The organism is Thalassobacillus sp. B23F22_16 (assembly GCF_043496955.1).
Taxonomy (GTDB): domain Bacteria; phylum Bacillota; class Bacilli; order Bacillales; family Halobacillaceae; genus Thalassobacillus; species Thalassobacillus devorans_A.
The window spans coordinates 1-13251 of the sequence record NZ_JBIEKD010000025.1; the positions used below are offsets into that span (position 1 = coordinate 1).

14 protein-coding genes are annotated in these 13251 nt (G+C 43.3%); all 14 read left to right on the forward strand.

Annotated elements, in window-relative coordinates; all coding sequences use genetic code 11:
• The coding region (locus tag ACGTNI_RS16330) for a transposase (RefSeq protein ID WP_394463775.1) at positions 1–443 on the forward strand (443 nt) is incomplete at its 5' end.
• A gap of 842 nt (positions 444–1285) precedes the next feature.
• Positions 1286–1873: a DUF6470 family protein gene (locus tag ACGTNI_RS16335; RefSeq protein WP_085505960.1), complete on the forward strand. Its 588-nt coding sequence runs from the start codon at positions 1286–1288 to the stop codon at positions 1871–1873.
• An 11-nt stretch (positions 1874–1884) separates the two neighbouring features.
• Positions 1885–2355: a flagellar assembly protein FliW gene (gene fliW / locus ACGTNI_RS16340; protein ID WP_085505959.1), complete on the forward strand. Its 471-nt coding sequence runs from the start codon at positions 1885–1887 to the stop codon at positions 2353–2355.
• Positions 2327–2560, forward strand: a complete 234-nt coding sequence (gene csrA, locus ACGTNI_RS16345) for a carbon storage regulator CsrA (RefSeq protein ID WP_085505958.1) — start codon at positions 2327–2329, stop codon at positions 2558–2560. The genes fliW and csrA overlap by 29 nt, the downstream gene beginning before the upstream one ends.
• 17 nt (positions 2561–2577) lie before the next feature.
• A complete protein-coding gene (locus ACGTNI_RS16350; protein ID WP_254901730.1) occupies positions 2578–3504 on the forward strand; it encodes a DMT family transporter in 927 nt (308 codons plus the stop codon).
• Between the two features lie 124 nt (positions 3505–3628).
• Complete coding sequence (locus tag ACGTNI_RS16355; RefSeq protein WP_394463776.1) at positions 3629–5191, forward strand: flagellar hook-associated protein 2; 1563 nt, start codon at positions 3629–3631, stop codon at positions 5189–5191.
• Positions 5192–5206: 15 nt separating this feature from the next.
• Complete coding sequence (gene fliS / locus ACGTNI_RS16360) at positions 5207–5596, forward strand: flagellar export chaperone FliS (protein WP_394463777.1); 390 nt, start codon at positions 5207–5209, stop codon at positions 5594–5596.
• Positions 5596–5949 (forward strand): flagellar protein FliT, encoded by a 354-nt coding sequence (fliT, locus tag ACGTNI_RS16365; RefSeq protein ID WP_394463778.1) that lies wholly within the window; start codon positions 5596–5598, stop codon positions 5947–5949. The genes fliS and fliT overlap by 1 nt, the downstream gene beginning before the upstream one ends.
• Positions 5950–6244: 295 nt before the next feature.
• Positions 6245–6799 (forward strand): ribosome hibernation-promoting factor, HPF/YfiA family, encoded by a 555-nt coding sequence (hpf, locus tag ACGTNI_RS16370; protein WP_062441391.1) that lies wholly within the window; start codon positions 6245–6247, stop codon positions 6797–6799.
• 275 nt (positions 6800–7074) lie between these two features.
• Positions 7075–7293: a hypothetical protein gene (locus ACGTNI_RS16375; RefSeq protein WP_085505954.1), complete on the forward strand. Its 219-nt coding sequence runs from the start codon at positions 7075–7077 to the stop codon at positions 7291–7293.
• 179 nt (positions 7294–7472) lie between these two features.
• The gene (gene secA, locus ACGTNI_RS16380) at positions 7473–9986 is read left to right on the forward strand and encodes a preprotein translocase subunit SecA (RefSeq protein ID WP_085505953.1); all 2514 of its coding nucleotides are present in this window, start codon (positions 7473–7475) and stop codon (positions 9984–9986) included.
• 77 nt (positions 9987–10063) lie between these two features.
• Positions 10064–11165, forward strand: a protein-coding gene (gene prfB / locus ACGTNI_RS16385) for a peptide chain release factor 2 (protein ID WP_139823746.1) whose coding sequence is annotated in 2 segments (ribosomal slippage) — positions 10064–10135 and positions 10137–11165 — 1101 coding nt in all. Because the reading frame shifts where the segments join, the coding sequence is not laid out codon by codon here.
• Positions 11166–11309: 144 nt separating this feature from the next.
• Positions 11310–11582, forward strand: a complete 273-nt coding sequence (locus tag ACGTNI_RS16390) for a YhdT family protein (RefSeq protein ID WP_085505951.1) — start codon at positions 11310–11312, stop codon at positions 11580–11582.
• Entirely contained in the window at positions 11579–13018 is a 1440-nt protein-coding gene (gene panF / locus ACGTNI_RS16395) for a sodium/pantothenate symporter (protein WP_394463779.1), read from the forward strand. Before ACGTNI_RS16390 ends, panF begins: the two co-directional genes overlap by 4 nt.
• Positions 13019–13251: the final 233 nt, after the last annotated feature.

Genomic DNA, 13251 nt, shown 5'->3' on the forward strand with positions numbered 1-13251 from the left:
TAGTCACCCAGCTGGATGAATACGAATACCTGATATCGATTCCCGGCATTGGAAAGCATACGATCATTGATTTGATTGCGGAAACGGGTTCACTTAAGCAGTACACACATTCACGCCAACTCATTAAGCTAGCGGGATTAACACTGCGCGAGAACTCTTCCGGTTACCATAAAGGTCAAAAGAAAATTTCCAAACGGGGACGAAAACGGCTCAGAAACCTTCTGTTTCGCGCCATATTGCCTTTGATTCAAAATAATCGTGCGTTTAAAGAATTGTACCAGTACTACATTACTCGTCCCGTTAATCCTTTGAAAAAGAAGGAAGCAATGGTCGTGCTTTGCGGAAAACTGTTAAAGATCTTTTTTGGTTTATCGAACCGCCAGGTTCACTTCGATGAGGACCGAATGAAACAGGATTTCCACTGTCTTCAACAGGCAGCGTAACCTATATTTCTGACCCATAAGATGACACGGAGAAGCTGGCGCCAAGCGAGACAACAGACTGCGAGTCTATGCGGGAGAATAAAGCCGGCCTCTGCCTTATGATGAGACCAAACGAAGGAATGTAGGCGCACGACGCCAAGAGACATGGGAGGGTAAGTCCTCATAAGAAAGCAGGGATCCAGGGTGCATCGATTCATACAAAAAAGATCGCCTAATACAGTTAGGAAACGCAACGCGTCCCTTTGTTTTCCTTAATATTGAAGAAAAGGAATAACTTGTTTAACAAATGGAGTATAAAAATTTTTTTAAGGTGTTAAAACGATCCATAACCCTTGGTGTATCAACATTTCCGGAGGGAGTCTCGCAGTTTCCCAACCACCCCATCCGAAGAATGAGAGCAACGAACCCCTACCATATTTGAAGATCTCTTCTACTTTTAATGGTTAATTGAACAAAGACGCGGTTTTCAGCTCACATTTCATGTGTAGCTCGTCGCTCACTCTTTGTTTAAAGATATGCCGATGTTTCCGTTACTCCCATAAACGCAAGGAGGTCCGGGAAATTGCGAGACTCCTCGAAAATGCTACGCATTTCCTTCGTGCGGTGTCTATTCAAGAAGCTTATTCAAAGTCCAATGGGAGGATAGTAGATGGTGAGATCCCGCAGGGCTTTAGCCCGAGGAAGCTCACCGTACCCCCATGGAAAGCGAGTAATTTCCCGGCCCTCCAAACCGTTACTACCGTAACGGAAACAACTTATCTTGAAGCTGAATCTTCAGTAAAAGGGAGCTTAACTGTAATATCAGCGTTGATATATTGCAATCTAGCAAAAGAGGTGAGGGGATGGAGCTTCCACAAATAAGATTGTCCAGTGACCGTGCTTCTCTTGGTATAAGGGTGGAGAAGGGACATCAATCCATTGAACAGCCGAAAGCTGAACTCCATATTCAGCAGCCTAAGGCAGACATGTCAATAAAGCAGCCAGCCGGCAAACTGACGATTGACCAGACAAACGCCTGGCACAACCTTGGCTTGAAGAGTTCCAGGGTACGGACGGAGGAAACGGCAGATCATGCCAAACGGACGGTATTAGAAGGGACGGCGAGAATGGCAGAAGAAGGGGATGAACTGATGCGTATCGAAAATGGCGGCGAGCCTTTGGCTGATCAAGCTGCAAGAAATGCGATATGGCAGTTCGATTATCCATTGGACGGCATGCCGGTCTATGGATTAGTTTCCATTGATTATCAGGCAAACGAGCCAGAGATTTCTTTTGCAAAGAAGGAACCTGTCATAGAAGCTGTACCACAAAAAGTCCGATATGATTATCAACCAGGGAATGTAGATGTATTTATGGAAAAATATGCAGCATTGGATATTGATTTTGTGAATTTGAAATATAAAGGCTATCGCTTTGAAACTGAAATATAAGGATGGTTACTATGATAATTGCAACTAAATTTTTTGGTGATATAGAAATCAAGCCACAGGATATACTGGAATTTCCGGGTGGTTTGCCTGGATTCGAAGATGTTAAAAGGTTTGTGTTATTGAATATGGAGGAAAAAGGAATCTACCAGGTGCTGCAATCCATCGACCAACCCCAGGTGGCTTTGATTGTCACCAATCCTTATTTATTTTTGAAAGATTATTCTTTTGATTTAGATGGAAAGACACTGGAATTACTGGAGATAGAATCACCTAAAGATGTTATCATTTTATCAGTAGTTACTTTAAGGACCCCATTTTCCGAAACAACGGTGAATCTTCAGGCCCCAGTAGTGGTTAATTATAATCGAAACAAAGGGAAACAAGTGATCCTGAATGATACCTCCTATCATACCAGACATTTACTCGCTTCTTTCAGGAAGGAGGAAAAACAGCGTGTTAGTGCTGAATCGGAAAATAAATGAATCATTGAAAATCGGTGATGATATCGAAGTGAAGGTGATTGCTATTGAAGGAGATCAGGTTAAGATTGGAATAGCTGCTCCGAGGGATATCGATATCCACCGTCAGGAAGTCTATGAAAAAATTACAGAAGAAAATGAGGCTGCAATGCATGCACCGGCAGATTGGATAAACCTCCTAAAGGAAAATGAGAAAACAGATTTGTAGAGTGGGAGGGGCGGGTATTGCTGCGAAAAATAGATGAGTTTAGTTCTTCCATACATAATAAAAAGTTCTTATTAGCCATATTGATTCTATTGGTTACACTTATATGGGGGTATGCATGGGTGCTCATGAAAGCATCACTTGTTTTCATGGGGCCTTTTACCTTTTCAGCCCTGCGATTCAGTACTGGCGCTGTTACAATGTTTGTGATTTTATTCATTTTGAAGGTTGGACCTCCACCAAAAGAGCAATGGAAGCACTTGGCTGTCATCGGTCTTTTACAGACCACCGTTGTTTTTTTATTTGTAATGTACGGGTTGAAGTTTGTCGATGCAGGGAAGTCTTCCGTTCTGCTCTACTCGATGCCTATTTGGAGCAGCCTGCTCGCCTCAATCTTCCTTAGTGAAAAAATTCCGAAGGTAAAAGGTCTCGGCCTTGTCCTTGGGATGACAGGTCTTTTAACCATCCTTGGATGGGACGTGATTGTTCAGCAGGATTTGACCGTGCTGGCAGGGGAGCTATTGATTATCCTTGCGGCTGTTTCGTGGGGAATATCGAATGTCTATTATCGCAAGAAGCTAAAAAATGTTACCAATTTGCAGGTTTCTGCTTATCAGATGTTATTCGGTTCTCTTGGACTTATCATTGCTGCCTTAATCACGGAATGGGGCGATGCGGTTCATCTGACAACGGAGAGCGTATACTATGTCTTATTTACTGGAGTATTAGCTTCTGCGTTATGTTTCACACTCTGGTTTGTCATATTGAATAGCATTGATATGGTGACTGCAACACTTTCGACACTGTTAGTACCCGTCTTTGGAATGATATTTGGAGCGGTACTGTTAAATGAAAAGCTGGGGATCAATGTGATTTCAGGTTCGGCGATGATTTTGGCGGGAATAGCAGTTTCTCAGCTTTACAAACGAACAACCTCACCATCGTGACTTTCAATAATGAGCACGATGGTGAGGTTGTTTTTTTGCTTTAATTCCTGCAGGTTACAGCCGATATAAAAAGTAAATACTGGGCTTCAACGTAGATCGTAAAATATAAGGTGGTGTTATTAAAATGCGTGTAGGTGGGTTAGCTTCAGGAATGGATATAGATGGTATTGTTAAAGATCTTATGAAAGCGGAACGGATGCCACTGGATAAAATGGAACAGGATAAAACCTGGCTCACTTGGCAGCGTGATGCGTATAGAGATGTAAACAAACAGCTATTAGAACTGGACAATCTGACACTGGATATGAAGCTGCAACGTACGTTTAACTCAAAAAGTACAAGTTCATCCCAGGAAGATGCGGTAACAGCCACCGCAAACGCCAGCGCTTCTGCTGGAAGTTACAATGTCGAGGTTAAGCAACTGGCTTCTTCTGCCATCAATGTCAGTCAAAAGGGTATTACTGCCGATGGAGAGCCCTTCGACCCTAATCAGCGTCTGGGTGATGCTGCTGCTCATTTAAAGAATGGGGCCGGGATCCAGTTTGGTACAGAATATGAGTTTTTTACATACGATGAAGACGGAAATGAACAGCACCATAAGTTTCAAGTAAGTGAAGATCAGTCATTGAACGATGTTTTAAAGGGTATTACGACTGCTGAAAATGGTGTCCGTGCATTTTATGATCGCCAGGCGGATAAAGTGGTGCTGGAACGGACAGACACGGGGGACTTTAACAAATCGGATGCCTTCCTGGGAGCTGAGATTGGGTTTGATTCCACCACGAACTCGGGTTTCTTTGTTGATGTTTTACAAATCAAAAATGGGGTGCAACAATCCGATGGCAGCTGGACAAAAGCTGAACAAGGTGGAGAAAATGCCCAGTTTACCTATAATGGTGCTCTTGAGTTAGAATCATTTGAAAACACCTATACGATGAACGGAGTAACTTTTAACTTTAATAATGTTACGGCTGGGCAGGCAAAAATCAACGTGACCAGTGATATCGATGGCTCAATGGAAAAGATCACAAATTTTGTCGATAAATACAATGGCATTATTGGGAATCTCAATGAAAAAGTCAGTGAACGAAAAAACCGGGATTACAAGCCATTAACGGAGAAACAGCGAGAGGGCATGGAAGAGAGAGAAATTGAGCTCTGGGAAGAACAGGCAAAAAAAGGGATGCTCTCAGGTGATGCCGCTATTCGAGGCGCTCTATCTGAAATGCGGAATAACTGGTATAGCACAGTGGAAGGAGCGGGAGCGTATAATCAATTGGCACAAATCGGTATTACCACCTCACCTAATTACCGGGATGGCGGAAAATTGTTGATTGATGAAGATAAATTACGGAATGCGTTAAGAGATGACCCTGATTCTGTTCACCAACTTTTTGGGAATAATGGGAAAGGTGCGGAAAAAGGGATTGTCCGACGCCTGGAAGAAACCCTGGATCGCACGGTGAAGTCAATTGAAAGGAAAGCGGGTAAATCCACCAGTCTGGATAATAATTTTGCACTGGGAAATCAATTAAAAGATATTAATAGTCGAATGCTGGCTTTTCAAGATCGTCTGGTCCAGGTGGAAGATCGATATTGGAAGCAATTTACCGAAATGGAAAAAGCGATACAAAAAATGAATTCACAGTCCACTTACCTGATGCAGCAGTTTGGTGGCGGATTTTAATAAAGGAGTGTTGGTATGTCCATACAAGCTTATCAGACGAATTCTGTTGAAACAGCTTCCCCTGGGGAGCTGACATTAATGCTGTACAATGGGTGTTTGAAATTCATCAAATTAGCTGGAAAAGCTATGGAAATGAAAAACTACGAACAAAAGAATATCCATATTCAAAAAGCACAAAAAATCATCCAGGAGCTCATGATTACACTTGATCAGGGCGCTTCCATCTCTAAAGAAATCATGCCACTATATGAATTCATCAACCGACGTCTGCTTGATGCGAACTTAAATAATGACCTAATTATCCTGTCAGAGGCACAAGACCTGGTTACCGAACTACGCGACACTTGGAAAGAGGTCATCCGCCAGACTCGCCAACAACAATTCGGTGAAGGCAGTAATGTCTAGTGGAGCCGCTGCCTGAGTTTCATAAGCTGACAGTGCAACTGGATGAGCTCCTTCAAGCAGAAATATCATCGAACGGGCGTCATCAGCAAATAGAAGAAATAAATCAGTTGATCGATCAAAGAGGAGATATCATCCACCTATTGGACAAGCCTGTAGAAAAAGAAGAAAAAGTGATGATGGAGGAAATTTTGGCGAGGGAAATTCGAATTCAAGAACATTTAGAAAAGAGTTTCAAACAACTGAAACAAGAAATCCGAATGCACAAGAAACATCAGACCTCTGCTCGGAAATATTCTAACCCTTATGACAATGTCAGTAGTCACGATGGTATCTTTTTAGATCAGAAAAAATAAACAGAATTAAAACCTGCTTCCTAATGGGAGCAGGTTTGTTAATTGGAATATTTATTTTGCAAAAGTCAATGAAAGTGCCCTTTAAAATGACCTTTTTATGCGAAGATGTTCACAATTTATCTACCTTAATCATAGGTGAAATCGGTTATGATATAAATAGACCCTCAATCATATTTCTGCAATTCCCAACAAATTCCGACACAATTAATTCGGAAAATTTCGAAAGTTTGTGCAGGAATATGCTAGGGTATGATAGAATAATAATCACATAAGGATGAAAGGAGGACACTTCTATATGAACTATAACATTCGTGGTGAAAACCTAGAAGTGACCGAGGCTATTAATGATTACGTGGAGAAGAAAGTAGGAAAGCTAGAGCGCTACTTTGATGAACCGGTAACTTCCGAGGTCCATGTTAATTTAAGTGTCTATAATGATGAGCAGGAAATCGAGGTAACGATTCCAATGAAGAATCTGCTTCTACGTGCAGAGGAAAGACACACCGATCTGTACGCTGCCATCGACCTTGTGGTTGATAAACTGGAACGACAAATCCGAAAGCATAAAACAAAAGTGAACCGCAAGTTCCGTCAGGAAGGTGCTCCGAAATATGTGTTTGCAGAATTGGAGAAGGAAGCCGAGCGGCAAAATGGTGCAAGTGACGATGATGACATCGAAATCGTCCGTCAAAAACGCTTTGATTTGAAGCCGATGGATTCCGAAGAAGCGGTATTGCAAATGGATATGCTGGGTCATAACTTCTATGTCTATACAAATGCGGAAACTAACGAAACGAACGTGGTGTACCGTCGTCGCGACGGTAAGTATGGTTTAATTGAACCAAGCTGATTATGAATGTAATCAAGGCGATCCTGTCAAGGGTCGCCTTTTCAATTAAGAGTAAACACTATTTTCCTTATAGTTATAAAGATAAGAAAAACTTGCCTTTTTGCAAAACTACCATGCAAAATAGCCTGAAAGTCGAATAATAGCCTGACAAATGTCCTTTTTCGACAAAAACTGTGGCTGGTTTTGCTAAAAAGCGTCATTGGTAATAATACAACCGTCGTGGTATAACAAAATAGCCGGCAAATATTATTATCCTTTCCTAGGAGGCGTACCTATTGGATACTTATATGACGAAGGAATACCAGGAATTGTTTCATAAGCTAAAGCAGCAAGAAAAAACGATCGCTCAGCTTGTAGAAATCATTGCAGCTGCAAACAAGCGAATCTATGATTTGGATCGCAGGCAATTGGGCTATGAACACCGGCTGCTTGTACGTGAGCATACTTTATCACTGACAAGTTCTGCAAAGCGGTCAACATCCCTTGCTGAATGATACCCCGCAAAACCTCATACGTCTCCAGACCAAAGAGCAGCCCATCCCCGGGCTGCTCTTTGGTCGTTAGGACATGCTGTGTGCCCTTTGTTGTCAGGCAACTAAAGGAAGTGTTATTATTAAGTGTGGATTAAACTATACAACCGGATTATTACCAATTTAATAGAGGAGCGGTTGCAATGCTTGGAACCCTAAAGAATATTTTTGGTGACGGCAACCAGCGCCAGATCAACCGGCTGCAAAAGAAAGCCGATGAAATTGAAGCGTTGGAGCCTGAGATGGAAAAATTATCAGACGATGGGCTGCGTAATAAAACAGAAGAATTTAAACAACGCTATCAAAATGGTGAAAGTCTAAATGACTTGCTTCCTGAAGCTTTTGCGGTAGTCCGCGAAGGGGCAAAGCGTGTACTAGGCATGCGCCCATTCAACGTACAGCTGTTAGGAGCAATTGCATTACATGAAGGTAATATCGCCGAAATGAAAACAGGGGAAGGTAAAACCCTTGCTTCGACGATGCCTGCCTATTTGAATGCCATTAGCGGCAATGGTGTGCATATTATTACCGTAAATGATTACCTGGCCAGCCGTGATGCTGGTGAAATGGGCAAGCTTTACGATTTTCTTGGATTAACTGTCGGTTTGAACTTAAACGGCATGATTAAAGAAGAAAAACGGGAAGCATATGATGCAGATATTACGTATGGGACGAACAATGAGTTTGGCTTTGACTACTTAAGGGACAATATGGTGCTGTACAAGGAACAAATGGTGCAGCGTACGTTGCCATTTGCCATCATTGACGAAGTGGACTCGATTTTGATTGATGAAGCGCGTACCCCGTTGATTATTTCTGGTACCGCGCAAAAGTCTGCTGATTTATATGTGAAAGCAAATGCTTTTGTCCGGCTTCTTGAGAATGAAGAAGATTATACGTATGAGGAAAAAACAAAAGGCGTACAATTGACAGAGGAAGGAATCAATAAAGCGGAGCGTTATTTTGCGATTGAAAACTTGTTTGACCTTTCCAATGTGTCGCTTATCCATCACATCAACCAGGCCTTGAAAGCTCATGCGGCAATGCACCGTGATACGGATTATGTGGTGGATGACGGAGAGGTGGTCATCGTCGACCAGTTTACCGGCCGTTTAATGAAAGGCCGGCGATACAGCGATGGTCTGCACCAGGCTATTGAAGCGAAAGAGGGGCTGGAAATCCAGAATGAAAGCATGACACTAGCTTCGATTACGTTCCAGAACTTCTTCCGTATGTATGACAAGCTGGCTGGTATGACGGGTACCGCAAAAACAGAAGAAGAAGAATTCCTGAATATTTATAATATGAGGGTTATTGCTATTCCGACGAACAAACCAATCATCCGTGATGATAAGGCTGACCTTGTCTATAAGACGATGGAAGGCAAGTTTAAAGCAGTTGTTGAAGAAATCAAACAGCGTTATGAAAAGGGACAGCCAGTACTTGTTGGTACCGTTGCTGTCGAGACGTCTGAATTGATTTCACGCTATTTGAAAAAGGCTGGAGTGGCACATAATGTGCTGAATGCGAAAAATCATTTCCGGGAAGCAGAAATCATTGAGAATGCCGGTCAAAAAGGTGCTGTCACTATCGCAACAAACATGGCGGGACGTGGAACCGACATTAAGCTTGGAGATGGTGTTCGTGATCTTGGCGGATTAGCCGTCATCGGTACAGAACGGCATGAATCCCGCCGGATTGACAACCAGCTCCGTGGACGTTCCGGTCGTCAGGGAGATCCTGGTATGTCCCTATTCTATTTGTCCATGGAAGATGAACTGATGCGCCGTTTTGGTTCAGATAATATGCGCAACATGATGGATCGTTTAGGCATGGACGACAGCCAGCCAATCGAAAGTAAAATGGTTTCACGCGCGGTGGAATCGGCACAAAAACGAGTCGAGGGCAACAACTTCGATGCCCGTAAAACGGTGCTTTCCTATGACGATGTATTACGTCAGCAACGTGAAGTTATTTACAAGCAGCGTTTCGAAGTGCTGGACTCCGAGAATCTCCGTGGAATTATTGAAGAGATGATTCAATCAACGATTGAACGCACTGTCCAAGCTTATACAACGGACGAACTCGATGAGAATTGGGAGTTAGATTCCATCGTCAAGTATATGCAAGCTAACCTCCTTCATGAGGGTGATATTACAGAAGGTGAATTAAAAGGAAAAGAGCCGGAAGAAATGACCGAACTCCTCATGGAAAAAGTGAAGCAACGGTATGACGAGAAAGAAACAGAGATGGAAGAAGACCAGATGCGTGAATTTGAACGTGTCATATTGCTTCGTACCGTCGACCAGAAATGGATGGATCATATCGATCAGATGGACCAGCTGCGTCAAGGTATTCACCTAAGAGCTTACGGACAGACAGATCCACTTCGTGAGTATCAGATGGAAGGCTTCTCCATGTTTGAACAAATGATTCAGAACATTGAAGAAGAAGTCTCCCGCTACGTCATGAAAGCGGAGGTCCGTAATAATCTGCAGCGTCAGGAAGTCGCTCAGGGAGCGAAGGCGGTCTCCGGCAGCCAGCAGAGCGAAGAAAAGAAGACACGTAAGCCTTATGTAAAAAAAGAAGATGTCGGTCGTAACGACCCTTGCCCATGCGGAAGCGGCAAAAAATATAAAAACTGCCACGGCAAGTAGATTGGAAGGACACTCTCTCATTCAGGGGGAGTGTCTTCCCCTGTAAAAGATAATAAATTAATGTAGAGGTGATTGTTATGGATATGGCGGAAATTCGTCATGAGTTAGACAATATGGCTAAGCGATTAGCGGACTTTAGGGGGTCTCTTTGACGTCGATCAAAAGAAGGCCCGAATTGCTGAACTGGAAGAAGAAATGACAGCCCCTGATTTTTGGGATGATCAGAATAACGCTCAAAAAGTCATTAATGAGGTCAATGGTTTAAAAGATATGGTGCATACCCTCGAGAACCACGAAGAAGCCCATGAGAACATGGAGGTTTCTTATGAACTCGTTAAAGAAGAAAATGATGAAGAGCTGGCTGCTGACTTGGAAGAAGAAGTCAAACAATTGCAGACAGACTTGAACCAATTTGAGCTCAACATGCTGTTAAGTGAACCTTACGATAAAAATAATGCTATCCTGGAGTTACATCCTGGGGCAGGCGGGACAGAATCCCAGGACTGGGCAAGCATGCTCTTACGTATGTACACCCGCTGGGCGGAACGAAAAGGCTTCAAAGTAGAAACGATGGATTATCTGCCAGGAGATGAAGCAGGTGTCAAAAGTGTAACCTTGATGATTAAAGGGCATAACGCTTATGGCTATTTGAAAGCAGAAAAAGGAGTGCATCGTCTAGTGAGGATTTCTCCATTCGACTCTTCAGGACGGCGTCATACTTCGTTCGTTTCCTGTGAGGTTATGCCAGAATTTGATGACCAGGTCGAAATTGATGTGCGTACAGAAGATTTGAAGATCGACACCTACCGTTCCAGCGGCGCGGGTGGCCAGCATGTCAATACGACAGACTCGGCTGTCCGGATTACCCATACGCCGACAAACACGGTCGTGACCTGCCAGTCAGAACGTTCCCAGATTAAAAATAGGGAACAGGCGATGAAAATGCTGAAAGCGAAGCTATATCAGCTGGAAATCGAAAAACAACAGCAGGAACTGGATGAGATCCGTGGAGAGCAGAAAGAAATCGGCTGGGGAAGCCAGATTCGTTCCTATGTTTTTCACCCATATTCTATGGTAAAAGACCATCGTACGAACCTGGATATTGGGAATACGCAGGGAGTTATGGATGGCGATATTGATCCATTCATCAATGCCTACCTGCGTTCCCAAATGAATTAATGACTGCCTGGACCTTGCTCACATAAGAAGAGCGGGGTCTTATTTTTGTCTTAGAACCAGGTTTTTCCCAGTTAAATAGTGAAAAATACGAGGATTCCACTTACAATGAAAGAAGTAATTTCAAAAGAAAGGAGGGGCTGTGTGATGTCAGAAGATAAAGAAAGGTTTCGGATTGCCCACCGGGAAGCATGGATTGGAGTCGGTCTGGCTGTATTCAACTTTATTTGGTGGTTTGGTTTTGCCTATGGTTTAGGCGGTGCTTCTCCAGCATCCTACGATTACATATTTGGCCTGCCATCCTGGTTTTTCTTTAGCTGCGTGTTAGGATTTATCATCATGGCCGTTCTCGTCATACTTGTGGTGAAGTTCTGGTTTGTAGAGGTCCCGTTTGAGGAAGAAGGGGGAGAAGATTCATGAATTGGTCTGTAGTAATCCCTCTGATGCTGTTCCTTCTATTGATTTTCGTTATTGGTTTTTGGGCAAGCAAACATATAAGAACAACCAATACCTCCTTTTTATCGGAATATTTTCTTGGGGGAAGACAATTAGGTGGTTTAATTCTGGCCATGACCATGATTGCCACTTATGGAAGTGCCAGCAGTTTTATCGGTGGGCCTGGAGTTGCGTATACGGAAGGGCTGGGATGGGTGCTGCTTGCCATGTCTCAAGTAGTCACCGGATATTTTGTATTAATGGTGCTGGGAAAGAAATTCGCCATCATGAGCCGGCGCTATAAAGCCGTTACACTGATTGATTTCCTGAAAGGGCGCTATCAGAGTATGTGGGTGGTGCTGGTTTCCGCATTCAGTATTATCATATTTTTATTTTCAGCCATGGCAGCTCAATGGGTAGGAGGCGCCCGGCTGATTGAATCGCTGACCGGTCTCAGTTACATATCTGCCCTCTTCATATTCGCGCTGTCCGTGCTAGTTTATGTTATTCTTGGAGGTTTTCGTGCAGTTGCTTTAACAGACACTGTCCAGGGAATCGTCATGCTGTTCGGAACCCTAATACTTTTGGTTGCAACCATCGTTGCAGGTGGTGGTATTGATAATATAATGGCTGACCTTCAGGCAGAAAACCCGAACCTGATTACACCCTATGGGGCTGAAGGTTCACTATCAGCAAGCTATGTTTCATCTTTCTGGATATTGGTCGGAGTAGGGGTCGTAGGACTTCCCCATGTCACCGTAAGGGCGATGTCCTATAAAAATTCCAAGGCTATGCATAGAGCTTTGATTATCGGTACAGTGGTGGTAGGTTTCATCATGTTGAATATGCATTTGATTGGTGTATTTGCCCGCCCCATCCTGCCTGGCATCGAGGTAGGGGATAAAGTAATGCCATTGATTGCTCTGGAAGTACTGCCAGCCTGGCTGGCCGGAGTTGTCCTTGCTGCTCCCATGGCAGCCATCATGTCGACGGTTGACTCGCTTTTACTGGTGGTCAGTTCAGCTGTCGTAAAAGATGTCTATTTAAATTATATCGAGCCGAAAGCTACATATAAAAAAGTGAGAAAGCTCAGTTTTTCGATAACAGCTATCCTGGGAATACTGGTGTTTTTGATGGCGCTTGATCCGCCAGAATTACTTATTTGGCTGAACTTATTTGCATTCGGTGGATTGGAGGCAGCTTTTATCTGGCCGGTAGTTTTAGGACTTTATTGGAAAACAGGAAATAAATATGGTGCACTCGCTTCTATGCTGATCGGTATTTTTTCCTATATAATATTCCACCTCTACTTGCCGAACCTTTTCGATATGCACACCGTTGTGATGCCTGTATTACTTTCCTTGGGAGGTTACGTTGTTGTGAGTATCGCAACCAGTTCACGTACTACTGTTCCTGAATAAAACACCGGAGAATCGCTTTTAGTGTTTTTTAGTTTTATTAAGTCTTCAATTAAAGCTCCCTTTAATTGAAGACTCAGTTTCGAGATATGTTGTTTCCGTTACGGTAGTAACGGTTTAGAGGTCCGGGAAATTACTCGCTTTCCATGGGCGTACGGTGAGCTTCCTCGGGCTACAGCCCTGCGGGATCTCACCATGTACTATCCTCCCATTGGAGTCTCGCAATTTCCCGGCCC